We start from the raw sequence: 14,151 nt of genomic DNA, 5'->3' as shown, positions 1-14,151 counted from the left end.
GCCCGTAAACAAGGCCCACAAATAGAGAGAGAGTCTATGCTCACCCTACTACTTATTGTGCTTGCTATTGTCGGCATGCTGACGGTTATGCGCCGCGAAGCAGGCGCACCTGCTGCCCTGCTAGTGCTCGGCGTGCTGGGCCTGGTTGGCCTGCTGTTTGAGGCCAATGTGATTGGCGTCCTGCTGCTAATTGCAGCCGTCGCCGTCGCTGCTGCAGGCTTGCCCGCACTGCGTACCAAGTGGCTAACGCCGCGCATCTTCGCCACCTTTAAAAAGGTAGCACCTAAAGTCTCTGCTACCGAGCGCACAGCGTTAGAAGCTGGCAGCGTCTCTTGGGATGGTGAGCTATTTTCAGGCAAGCCTCAGTGGGACAAGCTGCTCGCCTTTAAAGACGATGGCCTACGTGACGATGAAAAAGCCTTTCTAGCCAATCAGTGTGCGACCGCCGCTGGCATGTGCAACGCCTGGGATATCGCCCAAGAGCGTGCCGATCTTCCCCAGCAGCTTTGGGACTTCCTGAAAAAAGAGGGCTTCTTCGGCATGATCATTCCGAAGGAGTACGGCGGCCTAGGCTTCTCAGCCAAAGCCCAGTCCATGGTGCTGCAAAAACTCTCTGCTAACGAAACACTAATGGTCACCGTCGGCGTGCCTAACTCTCTCGGCCCCGGCGAGCTGCTGCTGAAATACGGTACCCAAGAGCAGAAAGATCACTACCTGCCACGCCTATCTGATGGACGTGAAATCCCCTGCTTTGGCCTAACCGGCCCCCGTGCAGGTTCTGACGCGACGTCACTTCCCGATACCGGCGTGGTCTGCAAGCAGGTCATCAATGGCGAAGAAGTGCTTGGCCTGCGCCTGAATTTTGAGAAACGCTGGATCACGCTGGCACCTATCGCCACGGTAGTTGGCTTGGCGTTCCGCCTGTTCGACCCTGAAAAACTGCTCGGTGACGAAGAAGATCGCGGTATTACCCTTGCGCTCATTCCTCGCGACACGGCTGGCATGGAAATCGGCCGTCGTCATCACCCTATTGGCAGCCCGTTTATGAACGGCCCGATTATTGGTAAAGATGTATTCGTACCCCTGGACACTATTATTGGGGGCCCGGACATGATCGGCCAAGGTTGGCGGATGCTGGTGGAGTGCCTCTCGATTGGTCGCTGCATCACACTGCCCTCAGGCGCTACCGGTACCGCCCGCTACGCCCTGGGCTGGAGCGGTGGTTTTACTCGCGTGCGTCGCCAGTTCAATGTGCCAGTGGCGGAAATGGAAGGCGTACAGGAGCCGCTCGCTCGCATGGCTGCGCTGGCGTATATCTCCCAGGCCACTGTGTACCAAACAGCCAACATGATCGATCACGGCGAAAAACCCGCAGTGCCTTCGGCCATTTTGAAAAGCCAGTTGACCGAATTCCAGCGTGTGCTGCTTAGCGACGCCATGGACGTTCATGGCGGTAAGGCGGTTACCCTGGGCCCGCGTAATTACCTGGGTATTGGTTACAGTGCGAACCCGGTGGCGATCACCGTGGAAGGCGCCAATATTATGACCCGCAACCTGATGATCTTTGGTCAGGGCGCCATCCGCTGCCATCCCTACGTGCTTGATGAGCTGGCGGCGAAAGACGCTAACGATATGAAAGCCTTCGATAAAGCCTTCTTCGGTCATGCGGGCTTAATCTTCGGTAACGCAGCACGCGCCTTTACGCTGGGCTTCGGAATCGGTAAAGCCAGCGTACCGTTTGACGGCCCCGCCGTGGTGTATGCCCAGGATGTAGCCCGCCTCTCGGCAGGTTTTGGCCTGTGTGCAGACGCCGCCATGGCAAGCCTGGGTTCTGCCTTGAAGAAGCGCGAAATGCTCTCTGCTCGGTTGGGCGATGTGCTGTCTAATCTATACTTGCTCTCTATGGTACTTAAGCAGTGGCACGCTGGTAGTAAAGTAGAGGGTGAAGAAGCACTGCTTCATTACAGCTGCCGTTTCTTGCTCCACCGCGCTGAACAGGCATTTGTCGAAATTTTCGATAACCTGCCCAACCGTGCGCTAGGTAAAACGCTGAACGCCGTGGTAATGCCCGCTGGCCGCCGCTGGGATAAACCCCATGATGATCTAGCACGCGATATCGCGACGCGCGTTTCTACGCATAGCGCCCTTCGCACTAAGCTGCTTGAAAACACCTGGGATGCGGATGACGGCGAACAGCGCAATCCATTGGCGCGTTATAACGCTCTACTGGTGGATTATGACCGTGCAGAGGTAATTTACCGCACTGTCAACAAAGCCTACGCCAAAGGCGAGCTGCCACAAACAGCACTTCATCCTGAAGCGCGTATTGAGGCTGGATTGGAGAAAGGCTTGATCAGCCCAGAAGATGCTGAGTTTATGCGCACCTTTGAAGCGGAAGTATTGGAAATGCTGACGGTAGACGATTTCGCCTACGATGCATTCGCCAAAAACAAGTCCTCGCTAATTGACCATAACAGCAAGCCAGTCGTGGTCGAGCCACAGCAAGAAGCCAGCATCAAGTAAGCTTCATTTAAACCTGTAACACCTACCGGCTCTTCTTCAAGAGCCGGTTTTTTTTGCCCTACGCGCCTGCGTAATACGTGTCGTCGTATGTTTAAAACCGAAAATAAGTGATCACAGGATGATTAACCATTAGCCTAAAATCTACGTTAATCGCCAAAATTACTAAGTGTGTTTTACGAAATGGCTGTCACGTAAATGAAACCTAGGTTTTCTACGCCTAAAAGCGCATAGATAGACGCTGAAAATGCATTGCAAGTTCGAAACCGATCAACTAGCCTTTCGTTATTGAAAGCCTATTGTGCTCGCACATTTCCCGCAAAAAGCTAAACAGTATTTTTACATAACATTTTAATAACAATGACTTTAGCGAGATCGGCATGTCCTTACATTTGCAAAATATCGATCATATCGTCGCCGGTGTACCGCATATAAGCGGTGTAGACCTAGCGTTGGAGCCTGGCTCTTTTAATGTGCTGCTCGGGCGAACATTGGCGGGTAAAACAACGCTAATGCGCCTGATGGCGGGGCTTGAGCCACCCACCCGCGGTAAGGTCATTATGGATGGCAAGGATGTCACCAACGTTTCGGTTCGCAAGCGCAATGTGTCGATGGTGTATCAGCAGTTTATCAATTACCCGAGCTTCACCGTTTACGACAATATTGCATCGCCGCTTAAGCTCGCTAAACACCCCAAGAAAGAAATTGAAAAGCGCGTTAACGAAATCGCCGAAATGCTGCATATCGAGCACTTGTTGCACCGCTTCCCCCAAGAGCTTTCTGGCGGCCAACAGCAGCGCACCGCGATGGGACGCGCCTTAGTTAAAGACGCTGACTTGATCCTGTTTGATGAACCGTTGGTTAACCTGGATTACAAACTACGCGAAGAGCTGCGCGATGAACTACGCGACCTTTTTAAAGCGCGTAACTGTATTGCAGTTTATGCCACTACGGAACCCAATGAAGCGCTAGCCTTGGGCGGCAATACCGCGGTGCTGCACGAGGGCAAACTGCTCCAATACGGCCCTACTGAGCAGGTCTATCGCGAACCCAATAGCCGTTTCAGCGCTGAAATGTTTTCCGAGCCACCGATCAATATTGTGCCTGGTAAGCTTAGCGCGGGTGAAATCACCTTTGACCATAAGCTGCACTTCCCTTGCGACGCTAAGCTTCAGCGCCTTGAGCCAGGTGAATATGATTTTGGCGTACGCGCCTCGCACCTTACCTTAAAGCCCCAGCATGCCGATGATTTAGCCCTTGATGTCCACGTGGATGTCGCGGAAATCAGCGGCTCTGAAACCTTTCTGCATGTGCACCACGAACGCTTTCCTTTAGTACTCCATTTGGCGGGCATCCATCAGTTTAACGTCAACGACCCGCTAACGGTTTACGTACCGACGCATCAGCTTTACGCCTTCGATAACCAGGGCCATACGGTACATATCCCTACACGCAAGGGAGTCACTGCCCATGGCTGAAATCACCCTTAAAGGCTTGGCTCACGCCTATACCAAAACGCCAACCAGCGCGGCGGATTATGCTATTCGCCAAATGGATCACGTATGGCACCAAGGCGGCGCTTATGCGCTATTGGGCCCTTCGGGTTGTGGTAAATCTACGCTGCTGAACATCATTTCCGGCTTGCTCGAACCCTCTGAGGGCGAGGTGCTGTTTGATGGCCACCGGGTCAATGAACTGCCTCCTGAAGAGCGCAATATCGCCCAGGTTTTCCAGTTCCCGGTGATCTACGACACCATGACAGTGTTCGATAATCTGGCGTTTCCACTGCGCAATATGAACACCCCCGAGTATCGGGTAAAACCCAAGGTGTTAGAGGTCGCCGATATTCTTGAGCTAACGCCATTGCTATGGCGTAAAGCGAAAAACTTAACCGCCGATGAAAAGCAGAAAGTTTCCATGGGGCGCGGGCTAGTGCGCGATGACGTGACGGCGATTCTGTTTGATGAACCGCTTACTGTGATCGACCCGCAGCTCAAGTGGAAACTGCGCCGTAAGCTAAAAGAGATTCACGAACGCTTCAATATCACCATGATTTACGTCACTCACGACCAGCTTGAAGCCTCCACCTTCGCGGATAAAATTGCCGTGATGTACGAAGGCCAAGTCGTGCAGTTCGGCACACCTAGAGAGCTGTTTGAGCGCCCAGCACACACCTTCGTCGGTTACTTTATTGGTAGCCCCGGCATGAATTTTATGGCGGTGGAGTATCGCGCAGAGCAGGTCATGTTCGGAGCCCAGCCCTTACCCGTGACCGAACAGCTCAAACGCGATGTTGCCAGTGCTTCCTCCACTAATATCAAGCTGGGTATCCGGCCCGAATTTATCACCATTTCCACCAGTCCGATGGCCGAAAGTGTGCCGATTCAGATCGTCAGCGTGCAAGATTTGGGCACTTACTCCCTGCTCACTTTCAAGCTTAACGAGCAAACCTTTAAGGCGCGCTTACCTGAGGGTCACCCGCCAGTGAGCGTGCAGGCGTATGCCCACTTCGAACATGCCAAGGTAGCGCTGTATATCGACGAATACTTAGTGGAGATCGGCCATGAATAATAAAGTACCTAATAATCGAGCGTGGCTGCTGGTACTCCCCATGCTGGTATTGGTGGCCTTTTCTGCGGTGATTCCATTGATGACCGTAGTGAATTACTCGGTACAGGACGTACTCGGCCCTAATGCACGCTTTTTTACCGGCACCGAGTGGTTTCAAAGCATCCTAAATAACAGTGCGCTGCAAGCGGCCTTCCTGCGCCAAATCTCATTCTCGCTGATTATTCTGGCCATTCAGATTCCATTGGGCATTGGCATCGCGCTGATTATGCCCAAGCGCGGTTGGCAGGCCTCCGCTGTGCTGATTTTGATTACGCTTCCGCTGTTAATCCCATGGAACGTGGTCGGCAGTATCTGGCAGATATTTACCCGTGGTGACATCGGCTTAATGGGCTGGAGCCTGCGCGAGCTGGGCATCAACTACAACATTACCCGCAACGCGGGCGATGCCTGGGCAACGATCATTTTAATGGACGTGTGGCACTGGACGCCGCTAGTCGCCATGCTTTGCTACAGCGGACTACGCTCAATACCCGAAGCGTACTACCAAGCCGCCCGCATTGACCGCGCCTCTAAATGGGCGGTGTTCCGTTATATCCAACTGCCCAAGCTGACCAACGTGCTGGTGATCGCCGTACTGCTGCGCTTTATGCACTCATTCATGATCTACGCCGAACCCTTTGTGCTTACTGGCGGCGGGCCCGGCAGTTCAACCACCTTTCTCAGCCAATCGCTCGCGACGATGGCGATTGGTCAACAGGATTTAGGCCCCTCTGCAGCGTTCTCACTTATCTACTTCCTGGTCATTCTGCTGGTGAGCTGGGTGTTCTACACCACCATTATGAATATGCAGAAAGACAAACCGCCGCATGGGGGTGCCTAATATGAGCTACCAACTCGAAAACAGTCAGCGCGGCGAAAAATACAATACGATTTTTAGTAAGGTTACTCCGGCGCAACGGCGCAATCGCAATGCGCGCTCACGCTGGCGCTCTCGCCTGCTGCTGGGCCTTTACCTGGTATTAATGATTTTGCCGATCTACTGGCTGATCAATATGTCGCTACAAACCAATAGCGAAATATTAGGCTCAATGACGCTGTGGCCGCAAAATCTTACCTTCGATAACTACATCGGCATTTTTACCAACCCCAGTTGGTACATGGGCTACGTTAACTCGATGCTCTATGTAGCGATGAATATGCTCATCACCATTTGCGTGGCATTACCTGCGGCCTATGCATTTAGTCGTTACACCTTTATTGGCGACAAACATCTGTTCTTTTGGCTATTAACTAACTTAATGGCGCCGCCTGCCGTATTTCTACTGCCCTATTTCCAGCTCTACTACTCGGTGGGGTTGTTCGATACCCATATCGCCGTCGCCTTGGCCCACTGCTTGTTCAACATTCCATTGGCCATCTGGATCTTGGAAGGTTTTATGAGCAGCGTACCTAAAGAGATCGATGAAACCGCCTATATCGATGGCTATAGCTTTCCGAAATTCTTTATCAAGATTTTCATCCCCATGATCCGTTCCGGCATTGGCGTCACGCTGTTCTTCCTGTTTATGTTCTCGTGGGTGGAGCTATTGCTGGCGCGCACGTTGACCGCCACCAGCGCCCAGCCAATCGGAATGATTATGACCCGCACATCGACTGCCTCGGGTATTGACTGGGGCACCTTGGCAGCGGCTGGGGTACTCACCATTATCCCCGGTATTTTAGTGGTCTACTTCGTTCGCAACCACATCGCCAAGGGCTTTGCCCTGGGCCGTACCTGAGGGGAGCACATCATGTCTTGGATGGTATGGACGATGCCGACAGCCATATTTTTTTCATCTATCGCTGCCATGCTGGCGGGCATGACGATATGGGAAATTCTGTCACCGACGATAGAGCGCAAAGGGTTTTTACCCATTGCGACCACCCGTGGAGACCGGCTGTTTATTAGCCTGCTCTCTGCGGCGTTTATCCACCTGGGAGTGATTGGCTTCACTTCATTATCCATTTGGATTGCACTAGCGGTATCAGCCGTATGGCTGCTGGTGTTGATGCGTTGGGGCTAGCGTTTAAGAAGCTACTTAAACAACCTAGCCAACGTTAAATCGGTATCAAGGATGGCCAAGGCAACAGGGAAGAACACAACAAAACGAGGTCGACATGCAAATTCACTACAATAAATCCAAACTGACTAAATTCAAACTGACTAAATTCAAACTAACGGCCCTTGCAGCCGGGCTGATGCTGGCATCGGGGGCGCTGTCCGCTCAGGAGCAGGATGCCCGCGCCATCGCTGAACGCTTGGTCGATGAACACTTCCAAAACTCAACGCTGAGCCGTGAAGAGCAGATCGAAGAGCTGATGTGGTTTGCCAATGCAGCCGAGCCCTTCCGCGGTATGGACATTCAAACCGTTGCCGAAGGCCTTACCACACACGTTTATGAAAGCGAAGTGTTGGCCAGGGCCTTTAGTGAGCTTACCGGCATTAACCTAACCCACAACATCATTGGTGAAGGTGATGTGGTGGATACCATGCAGAACCAGATGCAGTCAGGCAACAGCATCTACGACGGTTTTGTAAATGATACCGACTCCATCGGCACACATATTCGTTATGGCACCACCATTAACCTTTCCGAGGCGATGGAGAACGAGTGGGCGGACTACACGTTGCCCACGCTGGATTTGGATGACTTTATCGGCTTGCAGTACGGCACTGGGCCGGATGGCAGTATCTATCAGTTGCCTACCCAGCAATTCGCTAACCTGTACTGGTTCCGCTATGACTGGTTCACTGACCCCGACTTAATGGCTCAATTCGAAGAGCTTTATGGTTATGAACTAGGTGTACCCACCAACTGGACAGCGTATGAAGATATCGCCAAGTTCTTCACCGAGGACGTAGGTGAGATAGACGGTACCAAAGTGTATGGCCATATGGATTATGGTCGCCGTGATCCATCATTGGGGTGGCGTTTCCACGACTCCTGGCTCTCCATGGCGGGAATGGGCAGCCCCGGTGTACCCTTCGGCAACCCGGTGGATGACTGGGGTATTCGCGTCAATGAAGAGAGCCAGCCAGTCGGTGCTAGCGTAAGTCGAGGCGGGGCTACCAACTCACCTGCTTCTGTGTTTGCGATGCAAAAAGCAGTCGATTGGCTACGTGACTATGCTCCTGAAGAGGCCCAAGGGATGACCTTCGGCGAAGCAGGCCCCGTACCTGCCCAAGGCCATATCGCCCAACAGATCTTCTGGTACACCGCATTCACTGCCGATATGACTGATCCATCGGTCGCGGTTACTGATGATGAAGGTAACCCGCTATGGCGCATGGCACCTTCCCCCACGGGCCCTTACTGGGAAGAGGGAATGAAAGTGGGTTATCAAGATGTAGGCGCATGGACGTTCTTTGATTCCACACCCGAAGATCGTCGCACCGCCGCTTGGCTGTTTGGACAGTTCACCGTGTCTAAAACGGTATCGTTGGAAAAACTCATGCACGGTTTAACGCCGATTCGTGAGTCGGACATCTTCTCTGAGCAGATGACCGACATGGCGCCTAAGCTTGGCGGCTTGGTAGAGTTCTACCGCAGCCCCAACGAGTCCAACTGGACACCGACCGGCACCAACGTGCCCGACTATCCACGGATGGCACCACTCTGGTGGCAAAACCTGGCACCGGTCATGAGCGGTGAAGTCACCCCTCAGGAGGGCCTTGATAAGCTTGCTGCCGAGATGGACAGCACCATGAGCCGCCTTGCGCGCGCCAATGTCTTCGACAGCTACGCCCCGCTGCTAAATGAAGAGCAAGACCCACAGATCTGGCTGGATCAAGAAGGTGCGCCGAAACCGAAGCTTGATGATGAAATGCCCCAAGGCACCACCGTTCCTTACGATGAAATGATGGAAGCCTGGATGGCAGCAGGTACGCGCCAGTAATCACTACGTTATAGCTTGCAAGGCGGGTGTGATACCCGCCTTGCCAAGTGTTTCATTGGCGGCATGCACTGCATAAGAGAGAACCCCCACTGCAACCGGGCTTTTTATTGGTTAATTGGAACCGCTATGAAACTGCGTAATAGAAACATAGAGAAATTACCCACCGAAACATTTGATGCCCTGATCATAGGGGGCGGAATTAATGGTGCAGCCACAGCGGCGGCACTGGCAGGTAAAGGCGCAAAAGTCGCGCTGATTGATCGCGGTGACTTTGCGGGCAGCACCAGCATGCACTCATCCAACTTGGTGTGGGGCGGCATTAAGTATATGGAAAGCAAGGATTTTTCCCTGGTCCGTAAACTATGCAAAAGTCGTAATCACTTAATTAAGAGCTACCCTTCTACGGTGCAGGAAATTCGCTTCCTAACCACTATTTCTAAAGGTTTCCGCCATTCTCCACGCTACCTATGGGCGGGCACCTGGCTTTACTGGCTGATGGGCAATGGCTTTACCAAGCTGCCACGCCTGCTCTCGCCGAAAAAAATTAAGCAGGAAGAGCCCATTATCGATATCAATGGCTCGATTGGCGGCTTCGAGTACTCTGACGCCTATTTACACGATAACGATGCCCGTTTTGTTTTTAACTTTGTGCGCCAGGCCCTTAATTATGGGGCAATCGCTGCCAACTATGTTGAATCACTCGGTGCCGAACGGGTTGATGATTTATGGGTCACCAAAGCGCGCAACGTTATGGATGGCAGTACATTTAATATTCGTGCCAAGGTATTGATTAACGCGGCAGGCCCCTGGGTAGATCAACACAATGAGTTGACCGGGCAAAAAACGACTCACCATCATCTCTACTCCAAGGGCATTCATCTTATTGTCCCGCAGCTAACCGACTCCCAGCGCGTATTAGCATTCTTTGCCGATGATGGACGGCTGTTCTTTGTCATTCCTATGGGCAATCGCACCTGCATTGGCACCACCGACACCCATATGGAACACCCGGAGGTCGACGTCACCGCTGACGATATTGCTTTTGTGCTGGAAAACATTAATAAGCGTCTTACGCTGAATAAACCGCTGACCCAAGACGATATTATTTCGACCCGCTGTGGTGTGCGTCCGCTAGCCATTAAAGCCGACCAGGGTAGCGACCGCGATTTTCTCCAGCTCTCCCGCAAGCATGTGGTCGATACCAATACTGAAAGCGCTCATATCAGCATTTTTGGCGGCAAACTTACCGACTGTTTGAACGTTGGGGATGAAATAGCGGAAGAAATTAGCCGCCTGGGCGTGACACTGACAGACCCTGATTTTCAGTGGTACGGCGAGCCGCCTGACCCCGTGAAGCAGCAGTTTATGGATCAAGCCAAACGTATGAACCTGGATGCTATGACGGCGCCCACCTCTTCAGAGATGCTCTCTACTCGACTATGGCGCCGCTACGCGGATCAAGCCATTCAGATGCTTGAAAAAATTCGCCAAGACCCCGCGCAAAGCGAAATTCTAATTGAAGGCACCGAATATATCCGCTGCGAACTAGAACACGCCCGCGATCACGAGATGATCACCCAGCTTGAAGACTTTCTACGTCGTCGTGCCAAAGTATCGCTGGTCGTGCGTCATGAGCAGTTGCGCCAATCCACCGGCTTAAAAGAGGCCTGCCGCGTGTTATTTGGAGACGATGCTGACGAGCGTTTTAATCGTTATTTTGAACAACACCGTGATACCGCATTGCCATTAACACCTTCCGTAGTGGTGCAATAACCCCAACGATTTACTATCAATAATAGTGAAAATGAAAAAGCCCCCTTATTTAAATAAGGGGGCTAAAGGTCACTTATTAATTAATAAGATCGCGTTTTACTCTTCATCTTCAATGCGTCGCTGAGAATCCCCGGATAGTACTTCATCCCAGGCCTCTTCGAGTGTGCAACCTGAGCGGCTATCGACGGTATCGATAACTTCAACCGCGTGTTGCAGTGACTCACGACTACCCTTCAGTGCCACAACCAGCCTGGCTAGATCTTGTTTGCTGAAGGAGCTGGCGATACTGTCGGCTTGTTGGCTAAGTTCTATGCAGTTCATTAGTAATACCTCATGGTATGGTCATCCGCTGCTCGTCCGAAATCGGATTCAAAGCAGCCATCTTATTAATGACGAATGGTGACGTTGCTACTCATGCTGAGCCGGATAAGTGCTCAGTTCGGTAACTGCGAAACGGTCACAAGCTTTTCAAGACCTTCGCCTTTAGCGCTTGGGTTATGCTGAAGCGCTATGGTTCTGTAGCAGGGATCAAGTAAGTGTTTCGGGATAACGAGCCACCCGCCTGATCCATGACTTGACTATGGTTCACTGCAGCAAAATGAACAATGCGTCATTGGCCGCAGGGGCGGTTGTAACTAAACTACATAAGCGAGAATTAAGCACTAACTGTGTTAAATACTTTCACGAGGGGCGCTTAAAGCGAAGAAAGACGGCCAACTGAACAATTGGCCGCCACATTATAAAGAATCGAAATAGTAAATAGATAGTGTTCTTAAGTAGTGCACTTAAAAATAGCTTTTTTATAATTTCATGTGGATTTACTATTCATTCGTTATTTGATGTCTCATTTTTCAAATTGAAATCAATAAGCTATCTATAGTGTAGGAGGGAGCTCTCTGCCTAGCAGAAATAATTCCCCACTGGGTGACGTATAGCCTAAAAATGGCATTTAGGCTATTTAAGGGGTGGAGCGAACCCGTGAGACGGCATCTAGCCAGCCTTTATATAGCGCTTCACGGGTGGTTTCATCCATGGTCGGCGTAAAGCTTTTCTCACAGCGCCAAAGCTGTTCAATCTCTTCCAGCGTCTGATACCAGCCTAATCGCAGCCCCGCTAAGTAGGCAGCGCCCAGCGCGGTAGTTTCCAGAATAGTTGGCCGATCCACCTGGACACCGAGCATATCGGCCAGAAACTGCATCACCCAGCTGTTTTTCACCATGCCACCGTCGACACGCAAATTGCCTGGCGGGATTTCTATATCGTCATTCATACAGTGCTGAAGATCACGGGTTTGGTAACACACCGCTTGAAGGCCAGCGGCCACTATTTCAGCGATACCGGTATCGCGCGTTAAACCAAAAATCGCCCCGCGCGCTTTCGGGTCCCAGTAAGGTGCGCCTAACCCGGTAAACGCTGGCACCAGATAAACGCTGTGACCACTACGTGTTTTCTGGGCCAACGCCTCGGTTTCTGAGGCATCGGCAAACAGATTGAGCCCATCGCGTAACCACTGCACCGTTGCCCCAGCAACAAAAATACTGCCTTCCATTGCATAGGTAGGCTTACCATTAAGCCGATAGCCAATGGTGGTCAACAGCCGATTACGGGACAGCGACGCCGTTTCCCCGGTGTTCACAATCATAAAGCAGCCTGTGCCGTAAGTACTTTTACCCATTCCCGGTTTAAAGCACGCCTGGCCGACCAAGGCTGCCTGCTGATCCCCCGCTACCCCAGCAATAGGTAACGACGCGCCCAACCAGTTGGCCTCAGTCGTACCAAAATCATCGCTGGAATCCTTTACCTCGGGCAGCAGATTGGCGGGGATGTTAAATAGCGCCAGCAGCTCTTTGTCCCACTCCTGGGTGTGAATATTAAACAGCGCCGTACGCGAAGCGTTAGTAGCGTCAGTCACGTGGCGAAGACCACCGGTTAACCGCCAAATCAAAAAGCTATCGACGGTGCCAAAGGCAAGCTCGCCTTGCTCTGCACGGGCGCGTGCGTCCGCTACATTATCCAAAATCCAGGCAAGCTTGGTCGCCGAGAAGTAAGGATCAATCAACAAACCGGTTTTCGCTTGAACGGCGTCCGTATGGCCGTTATCGCGTAATGTCTGGCATAAATCTGAGGTGCGTCGATCCTGCCAAACGATGGCATTGTAGAGCGGCTTACCCGTGCTGCGATCCCACAGGATGGTCGTTTCCCGCTGGTTGGTAATGCCGATACCGGCAATCTGCTCAGCGGAAATTGCTGCTTTTTTAATAACTTCACGGCACGTTGCCACAACCGTGTCCCAAATATCCTCAGGATCATGCTCAATCCAACCATCGTGGGGGAAGTGTTGGGTGAACTCCTGCTGGGCGACAGCAGCAATCTGCCCCTGGCGGTCAAATAGGATAGCGCGAGAACTGGTGGTACCTTGATCAATGGCAAGAATAAAAGAGGACATATCAAGTTCGCTTTTTGTAGGAGTTTCGATTTTGTATGATTTCTTTCGCTTTATTATGATTCAAGGCTACTCCAGCCGCTATCATTGCTCAAGGATGAAACTAGCCTCATCAGGCGCTCTTTCAGGCAATATGTAGCGCCACATCATGCTGAGTGAGCAGTCGCTGAATTGCGTCGGGTGGCTTGCGGTCGGTAAATAGCGCATCTAGCTGTGCCAGATTGCCTTGCCGCACGACCGGATTACGGCGGAATTTAGAGTAGTCCGCCGCCAAATAGATACGCCGTGAATTAGCAATAATCGCCTGAGCAACACGTACTTCCTGATAGTCAAACTCCAGCAGCGAGCCATCCTCGTCGATACCACTAATGCCGATAATGCCGTAATCCACTTTAAACTGATTGATAAAGTCGATAGTGGCTTCCCCAATAATGCCGCCATCACGAGAGCGCACCTGGCCACCGGCGATAATCACGGTGAAGTCCTCTTTGTGCTGCAAGATAGCGGCGACATTAAGGTTATTTGTAATAATCTCTAGGCCTTGGTGCTCCAGCAATGCTTGAGCAATCACTTCATTACTAGTGCCGATATTTATAAACAGCGAGGAGTGGCTAGGAATATGCTGCGCCAAACAGCGAGCAATACGCTCTTTCTCTTCCAGGTGAAGCGTTTTACGAGTGCTATAGGCAGTATTAACGGTGCTTGATTCAATACCTACGCCACCGTGCACACGTCGTACCCGGCCATCATCTGCTAGGGTATTTAAATCGCGGCGTATGGTTTGCGGAGTGACCGCAAAGTGATCGGTAAGCTGCTCGATACTCATGTAGCCGTGCTGACGAACTAGCTCGACAATGGCATCTTGACGAAATTGTTGATTCATAAGCCCGGCCTGTTCGGTTTTTATT

Annotated in this window: 11 protein-coding genes; 8 read left to right on the top strand and 3 right to left on the bottom strand. The window is 51.8% G+C overall.

Features of this window, described 5'->3' with window-relative positions:
• The first annotated feature begins 36 nt into the window (after positions 1-36).
• The 8 genes from ACQKE4_RS12000 (at position 37) to ACQKE4_RS11965 (ending at position 10,800) form a co-directional block, all read left to right on the top strand.
• On the top strand, positions 37-2,523 hold the full coding sequence (locus tag ACQKE4_RS12000; protein ID WP_427388597.1) for an acyl-CoA dehydrogenase: 2,487 nt from the start codon (positions 37-39) through the stop codon (positions 2,521-2,523).
• Between the two features lie 377 nt (positions 2,524-2,900).
• Positions 2,901-3,998 carry an ABC transporter ATP-binding protein gene (locus ACQKE4_RS11995; RefSeq protein ID WP_427388596.1) on the top strand — a complete coding sequence of 366 codons (1,098 nt, stop codon included), beginning with the start codon at positions 2,901-2,903 and terminating at the stop codon, positions 3,996-3,998.
• Positions 3,991-5,091, top strand: a complete 1,101-nt coding sequence (locus ACQKE4_RS11990) for an ABC transporter ATP-binding protein (RefSeq protein ID WP_427388595.1) — start codon at positions 3,991-3,993, stop codon at positions 5,089-5,091. The genes ACQKE4_RS11995 and ACQKE4_RS11990 overlap by 8 nt, the downstream gene beginning before the upstream one ends.
• Entirely contained in the window at positions 5,084-5,971 is an 888-nt protein-coding gene (locus tag ACQKE4_RS11985) for a carbohydrate ABC transporter permease (RefSeq protein ID WP_290835663.1), read from the top strand. Before ACQKE4_RS11990 ends, ACQKE4_RS11985 begins: the two co-directional genes overlap by 8 nt.
• A gap of 1 nt (position 5,972) precedes the next feature.
• Positions 5,973-6,869, top strand: a complete 897-nt coding sequence (locus ACQKE4_RS11980; protein WP_427388594.1) for a carbohydrate ABC transporter permease — start codon at positions 5,973-5,975, stop codon at positions 6,867-6,869.
• Positions 6,870-6,881: 12 nt separating this feature from the next.
• Entirely contained in the window at positions 6,882-7,154 is a 273-nt protein-coding gene (locus tag ACQKE4_RS11975) for a DUF2160 domain-containing protein (protein WP_427388592.1), read from the top strand.
• A 94-nt stretch (positions 7,155-7,248) separates the two neighbouring features.
• Positions 7,249-9,027 (top strand): ABC transporter substrate-binding protein, encoded by a 1,779-nt coding sequence (locus tag ACQKE4_RS11970; RefSeq protein WP_427388590.1) that lies wholly within the window; start codon positions 7,249-7,251, stop codon positions 9,025-9,027.
• 126 nt (positions 9,028-9,153) lie between these two features.
• Positions 9,154-10,800 (top strand): glycerol-3-phosphate dehydrogenase/oxidase, encoded by a 1,647-nt coding sequence (locus tag ACQKE4_RS11965; protein WP_427388588.1) that lies wholly within the window; start codon positions 9,154-9,156, stop codon positions 10,798-10,800.
• 96 nt (positions 10,801-10,896) lie between these two features.
• Here the strand turns inward: ACQKE4_RS11965 and ACQKE4_RS11960 are convergent, their stop codons facing one another.
• The 3 genes from ACQKE4_RS11960 to ACQKE4_RS11950 all read right to left on the bottom strand — a co-directional run bounded on the left by ACQKE4_RS11960 (position 10,897) and on the right by ACQKE4_RS11950 (position 14,126).
• On the bottom strand, positions 10,897-11,121 hold the full coding sequence (locus ACQKE4_RS11960) for a hypothetical protein (RefSeq protein WP_290835673.1): 225 nt from the start codon (positions 11,119-11,121) through the stop codon (positions 10,897-10,899).
• Between the two features lie 637 nt (positions 11,122-11,758).
• On the bottom strand, positions 11,759-13,246 hold the full coding sequence (gene glpK, locus ACQKE4_RS11955; protein ID WP_427388585.1) for a glycerol kinase GlpK: 1,488 nt from the start codon (positions 13,244-13,246) through the stop codon (positions 11,759-11,761).
• Between the two features lie 121 nt (positions 13,247-13,367).
• On the bottom strand, positions 13,368-14,126 hold the full coding sequence (locus ACQKE4_RS11950) for a DeoR/GlpR family transcriptional regulator (RefSeq protein ID WP_427388583.1): 759 nt from the start codon (positions 14,124-14,126) through the stop codon (positions 13,368-13,370).
• Positions 14,127-14,151 lie beyond the last annotated feature (25 nt).

This window comes from Halomonas sp. NPDC076908, assembly GCF_050269715.1.
Lineage (GTDB): Bacteria > Pseudomonadota > Gammaproteobacteria > Pseudomonadales > Halomonadaceae > Vreelandella.
The sequence above is the reverse complement of the archived record's forward strand: the minus strand, read 5'-3'. Positions and strand labels throughout refer to the sequence as shown.